A 19,586-nucleotide genomic window follows, 5' to 3' on the forward strand; every position below is an offset into this window, starting at 1 on the left:
GCCAGATTTTCAGAACCTGGCAGGTATCAAACTCCCTGACAGTACAGCCCTGTATTGTCAAACTTTCAAGTACAAATTACAACTTGATGCCCATGAGTAAAATATCGTCACGTTGTTCAGTATCTACCATAAACTCATCCAATGCTTGCTCAAGCAATTGTTGTTGTTCAACCAAGGGAAGGGTACTATTTTGGGCAAGTAGTTGTCGCAAACGTCTGCCACTAAACTTTTTGCGTTGCGCATTATTTTGGTCAGCAAAACCATCAGAGCTAAGGTATAACACGGTTCCTTTGTCCAGTAATAATTGTTGACTGGTAATGGTTCTGCCTTCTACATAATCAATGCCTATAGAGACATTGCTACCCTTGACAACCTGGAGCTGGTCATTTTCGGGGGGAGCATACCATAGTGGGCGCTTGGCTCCAGCAAAGTGTACAGTTACTTGGTGGTTGTTAGAGGGCGTGATATTTATCATTGCCACATCCATGCCGTGTTGTTTGCCGGTTTGTTCTTGTTTGAGCGCGTTGCGTAGTTCTTGGCGCAGGGTTTCCAATATTTGGACAGGGTTGGTTTTTTGTTGGGCATAAATAATGTCATTGAGCAATGCATAGCCAATCAAACTCATAAATGCTCCTGGTACTCCGTGCCCAGTACAGTCAATGGCAGCTGCTATAGTAACATTGCCCACCTGCTCGATATAATAAAAATCACCCGATACCACATCTCGTGGACGGAAAAGCACAAAGTGCTCTCCAATTAACGCCTGTAGACGATCGGCAAAAGGCAAAATCGCTGCCTGAATAGTTTCAGCTGATTTAATACTTTGGGTAATATGGTAGTTTTGTTTATTAAGTGCCTTATTTGACATCTCTATGGCATCACGTTGCGCCATAATTTCTTCACTTTGTTGAAACAGTTCTTCATTTTGAGCGGTGATTTCATTACTCTTTTGCTGTAAGGCTTCATTTTGAGCAGTGATTTCTTCACTTTTTTGTTGTAACACTTCGTGTTGTGCTTCTATCTTTTCTTTTTGTTTTACTACCTCTTGGGTACGCTCGACTACTTTTTGCTCCAGCATTGTTTTTTGTTGGCGCAAACGCATCGTATATATTTTGATTCCCCCATATAACACAAGCAAGGCTGCTGCTACATATAATACCCTTGCCCACCAGGTACGGTACCAAGGCGGCAATACTTTAAAACTATAAGTGGCCACTACGCTTTCTACGCCATAAATATTGCGTGATTTTACCCTAAATACATAATTGCCTTCCGGTAAGTTGGTATATTCTTTCTGGGTTTTACTGGTCCACTTAGACCAATCGCTTTTATAGCCTGCCAATTGATAACTATACTGGGTTTTGTCGGTAAAACTAAAATACAAGGCAGCATAGTCAAAGGTGAGTGAGTTGTGGGTATAAGGCAATGTGGGGGCAGTAGCAGTTTGATAGCCCGCATACAATACCGAATCGTTATTGGTAACTACCTTGCGTATATTTACTTTAAAACTTTGTTGTATGTTTGACCGACGGTTTCCATCATAGCGTACTAAACCCTCATCAGTCGAAATCCAAAAAATACCATTAGGTTCTATATTTACCCCTGTCACCTCTTTTTCGTACAATGCTTTTAGCGTCAGGGTATCTCGTATAAAGACACTGCCTTTTTTCTTACAAACCAAGTTAGTTTTTGATTGCGCGTCCTGTGCCAACCAATAGGTTTGGGTAGAATCGTTTTCGGCAAACGCAACCGCTTGTTTTTTGTGGTAGCCCAAGTGTTGGTTGATGCCATAATCGCGTACAAAACAACGCTTGTTGGCATCAAACGAGTAAATGCCTTTTGGGGTAGTATAGTACAAATCTCCATTATAAGAGACGATATTTAGCTTTTGAGTGGGCAGGCCAGCCGTTGAGTCAAACAGGGTTACCTTATTACCCTCTACCAACCCTGCACCTTTGTAGTGGGTAACAAACCAAAGCTGCTGTTTTTTATCTTGCCTCATCTGCAATGGTGGATCTTTCAAACCTTCCATGAGTGCCTGTTCTACTTGCCACTTACCTTGCTTGTATACCCTGGTACCTATCCCGTTCAATAGAGCTAAATAAGCCTTGGTAGGTTGTTGTCGGTCAGGCAAAAACTTAACGACCACTTGTTCTTCAAATAATAGCTGAGCTATATTGCCTTTGATGGCAAACAAGCCTTGTGAACTCCCCACCAACAATTGTTGTTGTCCAGTGTTGGGATGATGATGAATTGTAAAATTAATGCTTTGCCCTTTGATTCCCTTGATCCTGGTAAAACCCTCTGGGTCTAACCGAAAAACCCCTACTGTAGTAGACACATACAGCTTTTGCTGAAATCGACATGAAGCAATAACGGCTCCTTCCAATCCAGTAGATGCGTCAAATTGTAACATTGGAACATCATACATCACCTTGGCAATGCCATTGTCAGTGCCCACCCATAGGTTTTGAGTACCCTTTTGGTGGTAAATGCTCCAGATGGTATTGTTACACAAACCTCTATCTCGGTTAATCACACTTAGTAACTTTCCCGCTTTATCCATCAGTAACACTCCATGGGTTCGGGTACCAAACGCAAACCAACCATTGGGCAACGCGGTGCTACAGTAAATAAGGTACTTTTTGTGGTTGATCTCTGAGTCAAACTTGGTAAATGTAGCAGAGCGCTTGTCATACAACCAAAAGCCCGTATTTGCCTCTTGAATCAACACCTTTTGCCCTGGGTAAGGCAACATAGAAAATACCTGCCCTTTCCCTATTTTTTCAGACCCTCTGATAGTGTTTAGAACTTCCCCTTTTAACACATCAATACCCACATTCGTATGTGGCTGGTACCAAGTACCGTTTATGTTAAATCCTGGAAAAAGCGTGGTTTTTTCAGGAAACTCATGTCTTTTTACAAATTTGTTATTCTGGTAAGAGTACACTTTGGTCATAGTAATAAAATGTACCCAGCCTTGAGCAGCCACTGTGGTCCATACATCACTAAAACGGCGTTTGTCTTTGGGCAAAGCAGGTAGTAAAGATTGATAGGCCAAGTACCCTTGTTTGTTAGGAGCCAAGTAGCCAAAGTCGCCAGGTAACCCAAGGTACACCCCCCCATTTTTATCTGCTGCAAGCGACCTCACCCTTTTATTGCTGGGGGTAGCAATTTGTCGCCAGGTTACCCCATCATACTCAACCAAACCTTCATCGGTTCCAAAATACATAAAACCTCGCTTGTCTTGCACCATAGACCAAATCTGTTGGTGACTGTTGTACTCTTTAGCGCTGTAGTTTTGTATTACAGGTTTGCCTTGTTGTTGGGTGTTTACCTGAGCCGTGGACAAGTGGCCTATACATATCCACCATAGCAGCATAACGTTTTGTTTTTTTATCATAGTTCATCTGTCAAATCATTGAAACAGGTATGTAATAATATACCCAATCAATCATATTGTTGGAGGGTAACTAGAGCTTACTTAATAAGGCGTATAGGAAAGGAAGTAATAACTTAGCGGTTGAGGAAAGAAACACTATATAGTTGGCAAAAAAACAACTATCAACAGATACTTAACTGTAACTGATTAGCAATAATGATGCAACGTGAAATATTATTTTGTTGTTTGGTGTTTATGCTTATTATTTAACGGTTTTTTAACGGTCTTGCTTATGTATTATAGTTTTATGCCTATCAACAAAATATCGTCTCTTTGTTCGGTGCCTTGCATAAACTCATCTAAGGCTTGTTCAAGTAACGATTGTTGCTGAGGTAAGGCAAGTGATTTGTTTTGGGCTAACAGTGTTTTAAGCGACCTTGTCCCAAACTTTTTTCGGTCTTGATTGTTTTGGTCAGCAAAGCCGTCAGAACTTAGGTACAGTATCGAACCTTTTTCTAACAATAGTTGCTGGCTGGTAATTGCTCTGCCTTCCACGTAGTCAATCCCTATAGATACATTACTGCCTTTTATTACCTGTATTTTATCGTCTTCAGGGGTAGTATACCAAAGTGGGCGTTTGGCTCCGGCAAAATGTACTTGTATACTGGTGTTGTTTTGGGGTTCTATAGTAACCATTGCCACATCCATGCCGTGTTGTTTGCCGGTTTGTTCTTGTTTGAGCGCATTGCGTAGTTCTTGACGCAGGGTTTCTAATATTTGGGCGGGGTTGGTTTTTTGTTGGGCATAAATAATGTCATTGAGCAGTGCATAACCAATTAGACTCATAAAAGCTCCTGGCACGCCGTGCCCAGTACAGTCAATGGCTGCCGCTATAGTAACATTGCCTACCTGTTCTATATAATAAAAATCACCCGATACTACATCTCGCGGACGAAAAATCACAAAGTGCTCTCCGATCAAAGCCTGTAGCCGATCGGCAAATGGCAAGATAGCCGCCTGAATAGTCTCTGCCGATTTAATACTTTGGGTAATCTGGTAATTACGTTCATTGAGCGTTTTATGAGACTCTTCTATGGCGTCACGTTGCGCCATAATTTCTTCACTTTGTTGCTGTAGTTCTTCGCTTTGCTGTAAAAGCTCCTTGTTTTGTTCGTAAATCTCTTCTTTTTGCTTCACCACTTCCTGAGTACGCAGGCTTACTTTGTGCTCCAGTACCACCTTTTGCTTGTGCAAGCGGTTGGTATATAGTTTTACCCCACCAAATAAGCTCAAGGCAAACAATACTGCAAACAATACATACGCCCACCAGGTACGGTGCCAAGGGGGAAGTATTGTAAACTGATAAGTAGCTACGTGACTTTCTATGCCATAGAGATTACGTGCTTTTATCTTAAATGTGTAAGTACCTTCGTCTAGGTTGGTGTACTCTTTTTGGGTTTTACTAGTCCATTTTGCCCAATGTTTGTCATAGCCTACCAATTGATAGCTATATTCATTTTTATCAGTAGAGTTAAAATACAAAGCAGCATAGTCAAAGGTAAGCGAGTTGTTGGTATAGAGGAGTGTAGGTGGTTCAGTGATTTTATTTCCCGCAAAGAGCACCGAGTCTTGCCCGATTTGCACCTTACGCAGCAGTACTTTAAATTGCTGTTGAATATTGAGTGTGTTACGTGCATTGTACTTTACCAGCCCTTCGTTGGTAGAAATCCAATACACCCCATTGGGGTCAATGTCAATCGTGTTGATTTTTTTGCTGTATATCGGCTTCAGTATCAGGCTGTCAGGGTTATAGCCTTTGGTTGTTTTATAATAAGGCACCCAGCGTTTGGAGCGGGCATTTTGGGCGATCCAATAAGTTTGGGTAGTATCGCACTCTACTTGTGTAGTTTTAGGGTTGTTCAGTAGTTTATCAAAGGTGAGGTCTGGCTTAAAACGACGGCTTGCCTCATCAAAAGTGTATATGCCATCCTGGGCACAATAATACAACTTGTTTTGGTACATGAGCATGTTTACCATTTTGGGCGGAAGCCCCGCCAGCGAATCAAACAAGGTGACCTGGTTGTGCTCTAATAAGCCTACTCCCTTATAACGAGTAGCAAGCCAGATTTTCCCTTGGGCGCTCTGCATGATTTGCCAGGGAGGGTCTACCACTCCTTTTAATCGACGTTTTTCTGTTTCCCATCGTCCATTCTGATATAACCAAGTGCCCAGACCATTTAAAAAACCTACATACAATCGCTTGGGGTTATTTTTATCTACACAAAAACTATAAGCGCTTTGTTCTGGTATCACTTGTTTAAATACAGAGTCCTGTAGGGTGTATATTCCTCGGCTATTGGCAACCAACAAGCGTTGTTCGGTGGAGTTAGGTACTTGGTAGGTGAAAAAATCCCAGGTTTGACTACTCAAGCCTTTCACTTGTTTAAACTGACCTTTGTCTAACAGAAAAGCCCCCACACTGGTAGCTACATAGGTTTTACCTTTAAAATGGTGTACATCCTCTACCGACCCCTCTAGTCCGTGACTAGCATCGTACAGTTCCCAGGGCAAGCCTATAGTTATTCTGGTAAGGCCTTTATCAGTGCCTACCCATAAGTTTTGAGTGCCTGTTTGGTAGTATACTTCCCAAACAGTATTGTCGATTAACCCTTGCGACTGATCAATTATACTCACGACCTGCCCCTGTTGGTCAATAATGACTAAACCTTTAGTACGGGTGCCCAAGGCAAACTGTCCGTTGGGCAAAGCAGTACCACTGTATACTTCGTCGCGACTAAATATTTTGCTTAAGTGGCGGGCAAATGGAGCTACCTGACCAGATTTGAGGTCATACAACCAAAACTCCGCTAAAGCATCTACTATCAATATTTTGTTGCCAGGGTAAGGCATCATGGTATATACATGACCCCTGTTGGCTTTCAAGGTCCCCTTAATCACCTGTAGAGAGTCTGCTTTTAATCGAGCAATTCCTTGTTGGCTTTGGGGTTGCCAAAGTTGATCGTATACCCCAAAGCTCAAGTGAAAAAAATGTTTGGGGCTGGTTTTGTATATCTTATATAGTTGGTTGTTTTGATAACAAAATATTTGGGTCAAGGTTACAAAGTACACTTTGTCTTGGGCAATGATTGTTTTCCATACATCGCTAAAGTTTCGTTGGTTTTTGGGAACAGTAGGCAGCAGAGATACAAACTTTAAAAAGCCTTTCGAGTTGGGAGCCAGGTAGCCAAAATCACCCGCCGAACCAATGTATAGTGTCCCATCTTTGGTCAACCCCATCGACCTTACCCTTGTGTTTTTAGGCATAAGTGAGTGGCGCCAGTTTACCCCATCATATTGTACCAGCCCTTTGTCGTGTCCAAAGTACATCACTCCCCTTTGGTCCTGTGCTATTGCCCATACTTGTCGGTCGCCTTTGTATATTTTGGGTGGGTAGTTGTCTAGCAAAAGTTTTCCTTGCTTTTGAGGAGTGATTTGCCCTTGTGCAAAACCTGCGATGAATAATAACCACCATGTGTAAGTCAATGCTTTTTTCATAGTTCTCAGCATAAAATACTCCCTCAAAAAATCCCTATAGTAAATCTACAAAACTTACCTAACCACAAAACGGAGTTCAAGCATTGTGTAGCTCATCTACTGAACTTCGTCTCTAGTCTTTGTCTTTCTTCAAAAAACAGGTACTACTTTCCTTTAGATTACTTTATTTTTTTTATTTTACATAGAATTATTGAGTAGGGTAATAAATTAAAGACAGCTGATAAGGTATAGTAGGTTTGTGAGTTGTGGCAGAAAGTAAGTAATTGAAAAATTCGTAACTACAGACCCTCAGGTCAAGCACTGTGACAGTGAATTAAAAATGTATTTTGTTTGATCAACCATTCCTGTAAACCCTGAACTTCCATTATATTTCAGGTACGTTCGTAATTAAATTCAACTGATAAGTAAGCATCATTAGCCCGGAACCCTGCCTATAGTTGATTGCCTATTGTACTAATACTTATTTATGAAGTATTAAATATAATAAATTTTATTGGACAAGCATCAGGCAAAACCCGATTGGTTATAATTTTATGCCCATCAGCAAAATATCGTCACGTTGTTCGGTACCTGCCATAAACTCTTTCAATACTTTCTCAAGGCAATGCCTTTGTTTGGTAAGTGGTAAATGACTGGTGCTCGCGAGTAGCTTTATGAGTTGGACTGAGCCAAACTTTTGCCTACAGTCATTATTTTGGTCAGCAAAGCCGTCTGATCCCAGGTAAAGTTTTGTTCCTGTGGCGAGCAATAGCTCATGTGTGGCAATAGTACGCTTGTGCTCATAGTTAAACCCGACCGATATTTTACTTCCACTTATTTGTTGTACCTCTGGGTGGTTGGGTTCAATATACCAAAGGGGACGCCGTGCTCCGGCAAAAAGTACTTTTACTTGCGCTTCAGGGAGGTGTTCCAAGGTCACCATAGCTACATCCATGCCATTATGCCTGCCCGTTTTTTCTTGTTTTAATGCTACTTTTAGTTCTACTCTGAGGGTCTCCAATATGTTGCCAGGATTGGTTTTTTGCTGTACATTCACAATATCATTGAGCAAGGTATACCCAATCAGGCTCATAAATGCCCCTGGTACCCCGTGCCCGGTACAGTCAATGGCAGCCACAATGGTTTTGTTGCCTACGGTTTCTAAATAGTAAAAGTCACCTGATACAATATCGCGAGGCATAAAAATAACAAAGTGTTCGTGTAGGGCCTGTTGCAGGTCTTCTATCAGAGGCAATATGGCCGACTGAATGGTTTCGGCTGATTTGATGCTCTGCTTCATATGTAGATTTTTTAGGTTCAAGGCATCACGGGCTTCTTCTATAGCATCTCGTTGACTGGCAATTTCTTCGCTTTGTTGCCATAACTCCTCGTTTTGTGCCTGAATTTCTTCTTTTTGCTTTAAAATCTCCCTTGTACGTCTTTGTACCTTTTTCTCTAGCATTACTTTTTGTCGTTGCAAACGCGCCGTGTACCAGCGAATACTGCCTGCTATGATCACGAGCAATAGCAATACATATACTACAAACGCCCACCAGGTGCGATACCAGGGGGGAAGTATAATAAAGCTATAGGTGGCAATGTTGCTCTCGATACCGTAAAGGTTGCGGGATTTTACCCGAAAAGTATATTTGCCCTCATTGAGGTTGGTATACCCTTTTTTATTGTCACTACTCCATTCCGACCACTCTTTGTCATAGCCTACCAATTGGTAACTGTATTGGTTTTTGTGGGCAAAGCCAAAATATAAGGCAGCGTAGGCAAAAGTAAGTGAGTTATGACTATAGGATAGGGTAGGAGAGGGGGGGGGTTGGTAGCCTGCATATAGAAGCGAGTCGGGGTGGGCTTGCACCCGACGAATAAGTGTGGTGAATTTCTTTTGCAACAGAAAAGGTGCTTTGGCATCATACCTGAAAAAACCTTCGTCAGACGACAACCAAAATATTCCATTAGTTTCTACCTCTACCCGATCAAGCATTTTGTCATAAATGGGTTTAAACACTGATGTATCTGCCCGGTAGTGCTGTCCTCGTTTGACATAAGGTACATACTGTTTTTTAGGAAGCTGTTTAGCAATACAATAAGCTTGGGTAGAGTCAAACGATAAAAAACTGAGGGGTGTATCACCCAGTGGTTTACTTAAAACATGTGATTTATGAAAGCGTCTTTTAGCCTCATCAAAAACATATTCCCCTTTTTGGGTAAGATGATAGAGTTGGCCACCTTGAAACACTATGTTTACTCTGCCAGGTGGTAACCCAGCAGTAGAATCAAACATAGTGATTTTTTTGCCTTCCAACAAGCCTACCCCCTTGTAGCGTGTGCTTACCCAAACCCGGTTTTGCTTGTCTTGCAACACCTGCCGAACCGGCTCAGTGAGCCCTTCGTAGCGTTCTACTTCGATCTGCCATTGGCGATTTTTATAGACAACTGACCCCAATCCGTCTATAAAACCTATGTACATTCGGCGTGGGTTAGTATGGTCGGTATGCGTCCGGAACACGCTTTTTTCGGGTAAAATCAATTGAGCAATAGTGTCTTTTAGTGTATATATGCCTAGGTTGTTGCTTATCATTAAATGTTCCTCTTTCACATTAGGGGCTTGGTATGACCAAAGCCCCCAAGTTTGTCGTTTGATGCCTTTTATACGTTGAAAACGATTGTTTTTGAGGCGAAATACTCCCACACCGCTCGATACATACAAAGTATTCTTAAAACGAAGTATATCATCTATAGAACCCTCAAGCCCATGTATATCATCAAACTGTTCCAGAGGTGAGCTTACGTCTATTCGGGCAATGCCTTGGTCGGTGCCCACCCATAGGTTTTGGGTGTTTGGTTCATAATAGAGACTCCACACGGTATTGTCGGGCAAACCTTTAGTTTTATCAATCAAGTCTATTACTTTACCTTGTCTGTTCATAATGATCACCCCTCGCAATCTGGAGCCAAATGCAAATAAACCATTGGGTAGATTCACTCCGCAGTAAATGGCTTGTTTTTCCCAAGTGTTGTCTAAGTCAGAACGAAAACGTTTTGCTTGCTGTGTATTTGTGTCATACAACCAAAACTTGGTAGTGGCTTCGCAAAGTAATATTTTTTGCCCCGGATAGGGTAACATAGCAAATACACGTGATTCTCCTATGTTAGCAGCCCCAGCAATGGTTTTAAGCGAGTCAGCGTCATAGGTGGTTATACCATTGGCTTGGCGAGGTTGGTAAAGCATACCAGCAATATTAAAGCTATAATGAAAGCGGTAGGGTTTGGGCGAGTGGTATATGCGCAGTAATTTTTTGTTTTGGAAACAATACAAATGTGGAAAAGTAATAAAGTTGACCTTATTTTTTACAATACTCACTCGCCATACATCGCCAAAGTCACGACTGTTTTTGGGGAGTTCAGGCAGCAACGACTGATATTGTAAAAAACCTCTTGAGTCGGGTTTGAGGTAACCAAAGTCTCCTACTGAAGCCACATATACAGTACCTTGTTTGTCTACAGCAAGCGATCGTACTCTTTTGTTATGAGGAGTAGCTATTTTTCTCCACGATACCCCATCATACTCAATCAAACCCTTGTTGTGCCCAAAATACATCACCCCTCTCTTGTCTTGAGCTATTGCCCATACCTGGCGGTCTCCACCATAGGTTTTAGTATTGTATACCTCTATTAAAGGCTTGCCTGCTTTGGTTCGGGTTGTCTGCCCCTGTACAGTATCAATGATGAGTAAAACTAAAAGGACACAATGAAGTGCTTTATTCATGGGTTCTAAAAAAACATATTCGCTATAATCTACGGAGGTTTTACCTAGAGGTATCTTAAATATAATAAAAATTCACAAAGCAACAATTACAACACAGGCAGAAAAGGTACATATAGGTCACAAACATTGGAATATAGGGTGGAATTGACCAAGTAATACACTCAAAAAAGGGTTTTCTAATGAGACTCAAAAATACGTTGCAGTTGTTTTTTTAACTTTTGCTCAAGCGCTTCAGCAAACTTTGTTTGGGCAGTAGTGGTAATGTCAAGACTCTCTGCCCTTATGCGCAAAGGGGTGGTCAATAAATCGCTTTGTATGTTGAAAGACTCAGAGAAACTCAGCGTTTTGGGCTGCCTGTAACTTGCCGGGTACAACAGTACCATTTCAGAGCAGCGATACCCCAGGGCATACGCAATCATTTGATAAATATCACTTTCTTCTATAGCAGTTTGGCTATGTCGCAAAGGTACTTCTCTTATTTTATATTTAGTATCGGCAATTACCTGAGGGCTCCCCAGCAACATATCCGGTTGGACACTAAAGACAGGCTTACCTGTTGGGTTCCGACCAAGGTATTTCTTGGGTTGCAGTCGGGGTTGCCATTGGGCAAAGTGAGTTTGTACAAATTGGCCAATGAAGTCCTCATACACCAACTCCATTGGCAACAAAAATGCAAAGTTGTACTTTTGCCCCACCTCATAATTGATCATTTCGTTGCCCAAAAACATAGCACACATATCTACCACTGTCTGTAGGGCTATTTGTTGCTCTGGCAGGCGTATTTTCATGCAATCTTTATAAGTCATGGGTACATCGCTTACATTTTGCAAGAGTGCAATCATGTGCTGCAGGTGTTCCAGCGAAGGTGCGTATTGGGTCATGAGAAGCAACTGGCGTGCAGTGTACTTTACCAACTGGTTAAACCGGTTATTGTAAAGCAAAGGTGTGTGGCGGCTATGTAGTTTTTGCCAGTTGCCAGTGGCTATATTTTCTTTGAGGTATTGGTCAATGTCAAGCTGTCCTTTCAGGAAATCTAACTCTTCAGTGCGTTCCTGGTACAAATGCAATGGTTGTTCGATGAGCAATTGTTCGGCATAAGAAGCAAACAGAAAGATGCATATTTCGGGTAAAAATAATGACGGACTGGTGTGGGTACGTGCCAGCGCAAAAGGAAAACGTACTCGTTGGCTGTAGCTTAAATAATACAACACGTGGTCAAAACATACCTTAGGTGGGGGAGGCGTCAAACAGTTGAAAACCTTGGGCAAGACATATATATCGTGACCTTCAAACCTTACAAAACCCACATAGTTGCGTGCCTTGATCTGGTGCCCGTCAAAATCAAACATACGCTGTTGGACTGTATTGGGCAAAGAGGCATTGTAAAATAAGTGGCGGTTTTGCCATACAGTATTTAAATACGCCTTAAGCCGGGTGATTTTTTTGGAGTCAAAAGGTAAATCGTGCCAGGCACCAAATTCGAATAAGTACATATAGGTATTGAGGTGTTATGTAGAGTTTGTACAAAGCTTTTACTCAAGCTAAGTTATCCATTTGCCAAAGCCTATACAACTTCTGGTTGTATTAGGCATTACTTTTATTTTTTCTAAATAACCATCCAAAGCCAGTGATTACAATTATTTGAACAATTGCCCGAAAACTTAGAATTATTTTTGGTAGCCAAGGCAAAGTTTTTGTGCCCAATAAATCAACATTTGAGGTAATTATTAAGACTTGACCTAATGAAAACAGCCAACAACTATGATGACTGGGTAAAGGTAAAAAGCAAGAAAGAGATCAGAGCCCTGAACCCAAAAAACAATGATTTGATCTGGTACGCTGGGTTATGTAACCAGCACAAAACCCACCCATCAGAGTGTACTCATCACGCGCCCATTACTTTGCAAGAGTTTTTTAGGCGAAGAAACCAAAAACAACGCAAAAAAATAAAGAAAGTATACTACCACCGCACCACCGCCCCAACTATGGGTTTTTGGGCAGGTGTACAGCACCAAACACAACAAAACGTGGCAGTCATTGCCAATTTTATCGTGGTGTTATTAGTCATTGGGTATATATTTTTCGATATCCACTCACACTCCACCCATTTGCCAGAGGCAAAGCACAAAACAGCCCACATCGATACATCAAAGAACGCCCAAGTTTCGGATGGGTTGAATATCTCAAAGCAGTGAACAAAATAAAAACCGCCCAAGTTCTTAATCTGAGCGGTTTTGCACACTTTATTTTTTTGTGTCTATTTGCTTGAGCAATACCTCTACCGCTTTTTTCAGCTGAGCATCTTCTTTTTTAGCCCGGTTATCTGGTACATTGTCTAACACAAAGTCAGGCACGGCAGGCCCCAGCTCCATGTTTTTTTCGGTAGCTTTTACATACCAGGCTCTAAATGGCATGCGCACTCGCGAGCCATCTATCAAACGACGGCTACCAGTAGAAATTACCGCCCCAAAAGTAGGCTTACCCACCAGCTTGCCTATGCCCAGATGTTTGTAAGCATGTGAAAATATCTCAGCGTTTGAGTAGCTGTTTTCGTTGCACAAGGCTACCGAAGGCTTTACCCAGGACGACAAAGGCAAGCGCTCGCTAAACGGGTAATAGTTACGGTACTTTTTATGTTCTTTTTGTAGGCTTTTTACTGCCCCACGTGGAATGGTATAGGCGTGTTGACGTACGTTGAGCACTGCCATTAAATAGTCGGTAGTCCAACCTCCCCCATTAAAACGTACATCAATCACAATGCCTTCTTTGCCATAACCACTTGCCATCAGTTCGCGTTCAAACCGCTCAAAACTTGGCATATTCATTCCCCGGATGTGGATATAGCCTAAGCGTCCTCCAGAGTACTTTTTTACCAAAGCTTTCTGGTCACTTATCCACTCTTCATATAAAAGGTTAGACAAGCTTTTTATTGGACGAATAATGACCTCACGAGTCCCACCTTTACCTTGTACTGTCAACATCACCCGTTCATTGTGGGTGTTGGTGAGTAATGAGTAAAAGTTAACCTTGTCATTGACTTCCTGCCCGTTTACTTTGGTAATGACATCACCTTCATTGAGTTTGCTGCGGGTTCTGTCAGCAGGGGCATGCCTGATCACGTGCACTATTTTTACTCCTGTGGTTACTGGCACCACCTCTGCACCTAACAAACCAGTCTGTTCTCGCTGAATGGTTTCAGGGTTAGGGCCATACAACCCCATGTGGCTGGCGTTGAGCTGTCCCAGCATACGGTTATATATCATCCGAAAGTCTTGCGTAGTAGAAGCTGCCAAAGCCCAAGGTTTGTATTTTTTGCGCAAAGCAACAAAGTTTTGCCCGTGAAAATTAGGGTCATAAAAACCTGCCTGGAGCGCACGCCAACCTTCTTCAAACATTTGTATTCTTTCTTGGTGATGGTCAATCACCATTTTGGCTTCATGAGGGAGAGGAGTTGTTTTTTTTGCCTTGAGCAACATTTGTTGCAATACACCACTTGCCAAAAAGTGCAGTTTTTTGCCTTTCGGCGATAGCAATAATCTTCGGGGGTTTTTGCCCCTTTTGGTAAGCATTTTTGTTTGGGAGCCATCCCATTTTACCTGATACAAATCATATCGATGGTGACGGGCGGTGGGATTGGTAGCTGTAAAATAAAAAGTTTGCCCTTTATTGCCAATAGCCAAGCCACCTTCATTGCCAGGCAGCGAAGTAACCCTGGCTACCCGATGATGGATATTTTCAAAATCTATGTTTACCAGCGCATTCTTTTTGGGCTTACTCTTTTTCTTGTCAGGGTCATCATAGTACCCACCTTCTTCGTGGTCTGATTTTGATTTTTCCCAATCTGCCCGGTTCAACCACACAAACCATACGTCGTAGTCATTGATACGGTTAGACATAAATGCCAGTTTCGACCCATCCGGACTCCATACTGCACCGTAATCGCCACGAGGATGCATGCTTACATTTACCCCTGGCTGGCTGTTGTTGGCAGCCTGAATGTATACTTCTCGGTTAAAGTTAAGGTTAGTAAGTGAGTAAGACAGCCAACGACTATCAGGGCTCCAGGCGACTCCTCCTGGAGTTGCCCAACCTTTTACCAATACTTTTTCATTGCTAAGCTTGCCTGTTGCCGATATACTAGCTACCACCAGCTCGCCTCTGCCTCGTCGATAAGCTATTTTTTTGCCATTGGGCGATAGTGTAGGTGCAAACTCCTCTGCCTTGGTTTGGGTAAGTTGTATCACTTTGGTTTTAAGTGTTTTATACAGGTTACTTTGTTTTTTGTCTATTGATCGCACCAGGTATAAGTCGCGCTGCCCATTACGGTCAGAAATAAAAACAAGGGTAGAGTCATTGAGCCATTCAGGTGATTCATCACGAAAAGCATGGTCAGACAAGTTCATCGCTTTGCGCTTGTCTTTGGCTATAGGTTTTATAAATATTTCACCTCTAATCTCTACTGCCACATATTTGCCATTGGGTGCTACCTTATAATCAGCCACCCCATTGCGGTAAGTTTGGTGGGTCACCTGGTCAAACCGATAGTCATTGGTTGCCTGTATGGTCAGTTTTTTAGCCTTTCCTTCGTTGGCGTTCATTGTATACAAGCTTATCTGGCGCTCAAATACCAATTGATTGTTACGGCTTACGCCAAAATAGCGTATGCCATCGTCGGTATACCGGGTAATTTGGCGTGCATTGCCGTTAGCAGTGCCATCTGTGTTGAGTTTTTGTTGATAAATATTATACTTACCACTTTTGGCGCTTATATAATACAAAGCATTATCATCGCTCCAAATCGGTTGAAACTCATTCGATGGGTCGTTGGTCAGTTGGGTATACTGTTTCGTCTCGTTATTATATATCCATATATTTCTGTTGGCAGGACCCTGGTAGGCTTCACGTACGACGCCACAAGTGCCACGTACAAAGGCAATGAGTTTGCCATTGGGCGATTGGGTAGGCATGTACCCTTGGGCATCCAGCATTCTTTGCGGAGTCCCCCCCTCAGCACTTACTTTGTGTATTTCACGTTCATAAGCAATTTGGCGATAAGCCCTAACCCGTGAAGTAAACAAAACCTCGTTTTGAGCTGTCCAGCAAGTGGCTTGGTCGCCACTGCTGTGGTAAGTAAGGCGTTTGGTCGCTCCTCCGTTGGCTGGAATGGTAAAAACATCGTAATTGCTCGCCCGGTTGCTACTAAAAGCAATGTGTTTGCCATCGGAGCTCCATATAGGGTTGGCATCGTACCCCTGGTGAATCGTGAGGCGGCGGGCAACTCCACCATTAGCAGCCATTACCCATATATCTCCCTGAAACGAAAACGCTACTTGATTGCCGTCCGGACTAATGGCGGGCTGAGTAGCAAATATAGGTTGAGTTTGTGCCTGAATAACACTGGCTAACCCCCACAGGAAGCAAGCTACTAGGTAAAATTTTCTCATGTTATATATGTAAAAGGTTTGGTGTATAAGTAGTCATAAGTACTGGTATGTCAATGCATACCCAAGACTACAAGTAAAATTACATTGTTTATAATAAGTCTGTTATACTTGTTATGTTGTTAAAACTACAACTTATGATTTGTATAACCTGAGGCAAGTAGCGGGTGTTTAAAGGGGGAACATGGGTGAGGGATCATTTATTATTTAAATCGTCTTTTTCAGCTTCTCAGGAATAAATGATGGAAAGGTCACCTCCAAACTGAAGCCTATTTTTGACTCTCCAAAACAGGTGCTTTGCGTGGCAGGGTAAATTTAAAAGTAGTGCCTTCGCCTTGAGTACTTTCTGCCCATATTTTCCCCTGGTTCTTCTCTACAAACTCCTGGCAAAGCAACAACCCCAACCCTGTACCTTTTTCGTCGTCAGTGCCCTCAGTAGTATAAGTATGGGTACTGTCAAACAAATAGGGCAATACATCAGGTGGTATACCTACACCATTGTCTTGAATGGCCACCTCAACATAGCCTTTATCCATTGCTTGAGCAGTTACCCTCACCTCACCATCTTGTTGGGTAAACTTAATAGCATTAGCACTCAGGTTTCTGATCACCAATGCTACCATGTGTGCATCAGCAAACACCTTTGTTTCGGCAGGAACATCGTTATACAATTCAATATTTTTATTTTGTGTAGCAGTCAGTACCTTAAGGGTATCTGCGGTTATATCGTGTAAATTAAGTAATTCGGGAGTAAACTTTACCTTTTCCATTTGCATCATAGCCCATTGCAAAATGTTTTCCATGAGGTAGCGGGTGGCTTGCATTTTATCGCGTAATTCCAGAGTAAGCACCTGAAGTTCTTCAGGAGTAATGGCGCCAGCTCCCAATAAGGTAAGCGTGCCTTGTAGTGTGTTGAGTGGACTTTTGAGGTCGTGCGAAATGATAGACAACAACTTGTCTTTGAAATGGCTCAGGTCAGAAAGTTCTGCTTGCTGTAAGCGTATGGCTTCGTTTTTTTGCTTAATCTCATGATTCTTGGCAATCAACTCTGATCTTTGGTTTTTCAACAAGCGGTTGACCTTTCGGCGTTTGATATTTACTACAATGTAGGCACGGATCATAAAAAAAGTAATGACTCCTATAATACCTGCATTGATCGTAAAGAAAAATTTCTGGTTGATGTTGCTCTGTAATATTTGTGGGGTGCGTACCTGTACCTGATGATCAATAAAAGCACTGGCTACCAGTAATAGTATAAACCAGACGATCCAGTAATTGGCGCGCTCTATATGAGTAAATGATAAAAGCCCAAACAGTGGTATAAACGACCACAACATCACCGCACCTGTAGCCATGTACCCACCCAATGTCCACTGGTACACAAAAGGCAGCGTCATGCTGGTAAGGATTTGAATAAAACGTACTATCTTAAAGTTTTGCGAAGCGTACAAGTACCACATGCTAAGCAATGTAGTTACCATAAAGCCCGCAGGGATAATAGCTACATTGTATAAACCGTATGCAATGCTCAAGCTTACCCATAGCGAAGCCCCCAACATAGTAATGCTAGTAAATATGTGAAAAGCATATTTAAAACTACGAGGGAACTGCCGAAGAAAATCTTCGTCATTAAATTTATTGACAAATTGTTGAAATAGCATTCAGTGCTTTTGATGAAGTGTTGGGTAAAGAAAAACTGCCATGTTTTTTGTTAATTTTTAAGTAGTGCGTAAGAAGCATTCAAACAAAAATACAAATGATTTGTAAAATATTCTAAGAGTTGAAAAACTTGTTTTTCCTTTTGATTGATATTTTTATGCGTGGTTGTTTGGTATAGGGTACAGAAGTGCGCTTCGACGAAGTTTTTGCCTGGCATCATTCCACCCAAAAAACGCTCAAACCTTAACTCCTACCACCAACACATCATCTGTTTGGTAGTTGTCCTTTTGCCAGGCTCTGAGCTCTTGTTTGAGCAATTGTTTTTGTTCGGTCAGCGGCAACGAACTTATGCTGAGCAATAATTCCCTAAAACGCCTTTTCATATATTTTTTATCGTTTCCACCACCAAACTGGTCTTGAAACCCATCAGAAAAAATATAAAATACATCGCCTGGCTGAGTAGCAATGTAAGTATTCTCAAAACTCTTACCATATTTGTATTGCCCACTGCCAATAGGAAACTTAGATCCTGATACTTGATGCATGAGGCCGTTTCTTACGTACCAGAGCGGGTTTTTTGCGCCCGAAAAGACCAGTGTATGGTCATCTTGGTCGAGCATCATGAGCGACATGTCCATACCATCGTTTAGGCTGGTATTGCTGGTAAGGGCATGTACAATTTTTTTGTCGAGAGCAGTGAGTATTTTGGCAGGGTCGGTCAGGTGGTGCAGTAGTACAATCTCATCTATAAATACCTTGCCCATTACCGTCATAAAAGCCCCCGGCACCCCATGCCCAGTGCAGTCAATAGCTGCGATAAGAATTTTTTCGTTTTCAAACCCTTGAAAAACCCTTTGTATACCGTCAAAGGTGCTTATTTCTTGATATATAGGCTTGGCTTCTGTTTGGGTAAACCAAAAAAAATCACCGCTCACAATATCTTTAGGTTGGTTAAGGACAAACGACTCAGGGAGCACTTGCCGCAAACCTTTAGAAGAAGCGTGCAAAGCCTTTTGAATGTTTTTGGCATAGGTGATTCCCCCCATCATAGCCACCCGTTTCTGTTCTATTTCAATGGTTTGACGTTGCAGTTCATCATTAATGCTTAATATCTCTTCGTTTTGTTGTTCTATCTCAAAGTGGCGCTCCGACAAACCGTGTTTTTGTTGTGCCAGTTGTTGGTTCATAGACTTGGTGTGGCGGTCACTTTTGATAAAAAACTTGAATAGAAAAAAAGTGATAGAAGCAATCATGCCAATATTAACAGTGAGTAATATTAGTTGTACCTGAGCAGCTTTGAGGGGAGCAGGAGTAAACTCAACCAAGTAGCCGTCAGCTATTGTTGAGCCTACCAATAATACAATAAACAATACCAGCCAACCATTGCCCTCTTTAGCTTTGGAGAAAGTAAGTAGTGCAATAAGGGTAAGCACCGACCAAAGCATGACTACTCCAGTGGCGTTGAATCCACCCAACAGCCATTGAAACAAAAAAGGCAATAACAAACTAAATAGTACCTGTATAGAACGACACCGTACAAAGTTTTCGCGTTGTAGTAAGTACTGTAGGTTAACAAGGCTTAATGCAATATACCCAAAGGGAATGATAGAAATCAGGTAAAAACCAAATAAAAGGCATAATATACCCCACATCAAGCCTCCAGTGTTCATCATCAATAAAAAAAAGAAATAGGCTTTTTTAAAGTCTGCGGGGTATTGGGTAAGAAAAGACGCATTGTTGATTTGCTGGCGTATAAACTGGATAGAAAGCAACGGCATGACAATGGTTT

At 42.0% G+C, this 19,586-nt stretch carries 8 protein-coding genes; 1 reads left to right on the forward strand and 7 read right to left on the reverse strand.

The genetic code is table 11. The features are described from left to right. Positions 1-76: 76 nt before the first annotated feature. The 4 genes from M23134_RS26580 to M23134_RS26595 form a co-directional block, all read right to left on the reverse strand. On the reverse strand, positions 77-3,403 hold the full coding sequence (locus M23134_RS26580) for a SpoIIE family protein phosphatase (RefSeq protein WP_002701526.1): 3,327 nt from the start codon (positions 3,401-3,403) through the stop codon (positions 77-79). A 276-nt stretch (positions 3,404-3,679) separates the two neighbouring features. Beyond that, positions 3,680-6,937, reverse strand: a complete 3,258-nt coding sequence (locus tag M23134_RS26585) for a SpoIIE family protein phosphatase (protein WP_157558662.1) — start codon at positions 6,935-6,937, stop codon at positions 3,680-3,682. A gap of 523 nt (positions 6,938-7,460) precedes the next feature. Further along, a complete protein-coding gene (locus tag M23134_RS26590) occupies positions 7,461-10,697 on the reverse strand; it encodes a SpoIIE family protein phosphatase (RefSeq protein WP_002701528.1) in 3,237 nt (1,078 codons plus the stop codon). Positions 10,698-10,873: 176 nt separating this feature from the next. After that, on the reverse strand, positions 10,874-12,190 hold the full coding sequence (locus tag M23134_RS26595; RefSeq protein WP_002701530.1) for an McrC family protein: 1,317 nt from the start codon (positions 12,188-12,190) through the stop codon (positions 10,874-10,876). A 249-nt stretch (positions 12,191-12,439) separates the two neighbouring features. Between M23134_RS26595 and M23134_RS26600 the strand changes: the two genes are divergently transcribed. Next, a complete protein-coding gene (locus M23134_RS26600; RefSeq protein ID WP_002701534.1) occupies positions 12,440-12,892 on the forward strand; it encodes a hypothetical protein in 453 nt (150 codons plus the stop codon). Between the two features lie 48 nt (positions 12,893-12,940). On the opposite strand, the gene M23134_RS26605 is transcribed toward M23134_RS26600, so the two are convergent. The 3 genes from M23134_RS26605 to M23134_RS26615 all read right to left on the reverse strand — a co-directional run bounded on the left by M23134_RS26605 (position 12,941) and on the right by M23134_RS26615 (position 19,575). Then, a complete protein-coding gene (locus M23134_RS26605) occupies positions 12,941-16,141 on the reverse strand; it encodes a S41 family peptidase (RefSeq protein WP_002701536.1) in 3,201 nt (1,066 codons plus the stop codon). Positions 16,142-16,407: 266 nt separating this feature from the next. After that, a complete protein-coding gene (locus tag M23134_RS26610; RefSeq protein WP_002701538.1) occupies positions 16,408-17,799 on the reverse strand; it encodes a sensor histidine kinase in 1,392 nt (463 codons plus the stop codon). Positions 17,800-18,033: 234 nt separating this feature from the next. Beyond that, positions 18,034-19,575 carry a PP2C family protein-serine/threonine phosphatase gene (locus M23134_RS26615; RefSeq protein ID WP_002701540.1) on the reverse strand — a complete coding sequence of 514 codons (1,542 nt, stop codon included), beginning with the start codon at positions 19,573-19,575 and terminating at the stop codon, positions 18,034-18,036. Between the last annotated feature and the right edge of the window lie 11 nt (positions 19,576-19,586).

This window comes from Microscilla marina ATCC 23134 (assembly GCF_000169175.1).
In the GTDB taxonomy this organism is placed as follows: Bacteria; Bacteroidota; Bacteroidia; order Cytophagales; family Microscillaceae; genus Microscilla; species Microscilla marina.